Source organism: Drancourtella massiliensis (assembly GCF_016900655.1).
Taxonomy (GTDB): domain Bacteria; phylum Bacillota; class Clostridia; order Lachnospirales; family Lachnospiraceae; genus Sellimonas; species Sellimonas catena.
Genome location: NZ_JACJKH010000067.1, coordinates 1 through 1557, shown reverse-complemented (window position 1 = coordinate 1557; position 1557 = coordinate 1). Strand labels below are relative to the sequence as shown.

The window sequence follows — 1557 nt, the reverse complement described above, 5'->3', positions numbered from 1 at the left end:
TAAAAAATAGGCTACGCCTATTCAACTCCCCTGCCCCTCAATCATGAGGGGGTTGGGGCTTTCTTTTTGTTACATTTTCGTTCATAATAGTTTTATGAATATCTTACAAAAAATTTTTACTGACTATTATGAAGAAATTAAATATACTCTTCATCCCAGAAAATCTGAGATGGAAAATATTGATAAGATGATCAACTGTGGTGATTCTTCTTTTGGTGGTGCCATGTACTCATGCCCTTCTTGCGGAAATCTTAAATTTGTCCCTTTCCGCTGCCACAGTCGTTTTGCCCCACTTGCGGAAACAAATATTCCATGGAACGCTCTACCAGTATGTCCTTTAAGTTGATTCATGTTCAACATCGCCACTGTGTTTTCACCATCGATGAAAACCTTCGGGATTTTTTTCTCAAAGACCGCTCTTTACTTAACTGCCTCTTCCATTCTGTTTCCAGCGTTGTTTCCAGGATGTTTTTCAAATTAAATAAATCTAAAAATTTTACACCTGGATTCATTATGGTTTTACATACTTTTGGTCGTGACCTCAAATGGAATCCTCACATCCACTGTCTAATCTCCGAAGGTGGTTACAGCAACGACGGTTTCTGGCGTCATGTCAAATATTTCAACTATACTTTTCTGCGTAACGCTTTTCGCACGGCATTGCTTAATGAATTAGAATCTTGCTTAGATTCTTCTTTTAAAAAGGTAAAATCAAAATGTTATTCTGATCACAAGCATGGTTTCTATGTCTATGCAAAACCTAACAAATGCGACTCGCAAAACGTTATCAAGTATATCGGTCGTTATCTTGGTCGCCCTGTTATTGCCACTTCCAGAATTGATAAGTACGATGGTGAACTCGTTACTTTTCATTACAATCGCCATGAAGACGAAAAATATGTAGAAGAAACCATCCCTGCCATTGATTTCATCAAACGCCTCATCCGACACATCCCTGAAAAACACTTTAAAATGATTCGATATGGCGGTCTTTATGCAAGGCACCGAAAAATAGATTCCAAACTTCATCGGTCGATACACCGATCCAAACACCGCATCTATCGGAGTTTCAACCAATGGAGAACCGCTATCCTTTCTTCCTTTGGTTACGATCCTTTAAAATGTCCTGAATGCAACCATCAAATGGAGTTTTTAGAACTCTATTACAACCACCAACGCGTATCCCTCCAAGAACTTTACGAGAAAGCCATGTCCAAATCTCGTGGAAAGCGTTCTTCTGCATGATTCTTTTTCGATAATCTGTGTTATAATCCTCCTAAAGGAGGAACATTGTCATGAAATCTAACATTGAGGAATTACGCAAAAAATATATACATAATCCACCTGAAGGAATGACATCTATGGACATTCGCAACATGAGCGAAGATGATCTTCTTGATATGGATTATTTCTTAAATGAAGATAATTTGTTTGATGACGAGGCTGGCGTAGAAGGTTTTTATATCTTCTAACTCAGTGTCGTCCTATCTGCATGCCCGCCTTTGTGCGGGCTATTTTCATTCAATAAATCGTCAAAAATCGAACTTTCCTATAAAG

The 1557-nt window shown here is 38.3% G+C and carries 1 protein-coding gene and 1 pseudogene; both read left to right on the top strand.

Annotated elements, in window-relative coordinates; all coding sequences use genetic code 11:
• The first annotated feature begins 94 nt into the window (after window positions 1–94).
• Window positions 95–1245: pseudogene (locus H6A32_RS15705) on the top strand (IS91 family transposase).
• Window positions 1246–1295: 50 nt separating this feature from the next.
• Window positions 1296–1472, top strand: a complete 177-nt coding sequence (locus tag H6A32_RS15700) for a hypothetical protein (protein ID WP_182466551.1) — start codon at window positions 1296–1298, stop codon at window positions 1470–1472.
• Window positions 1473–1557 lie beyond the last annotated feature (85 nt).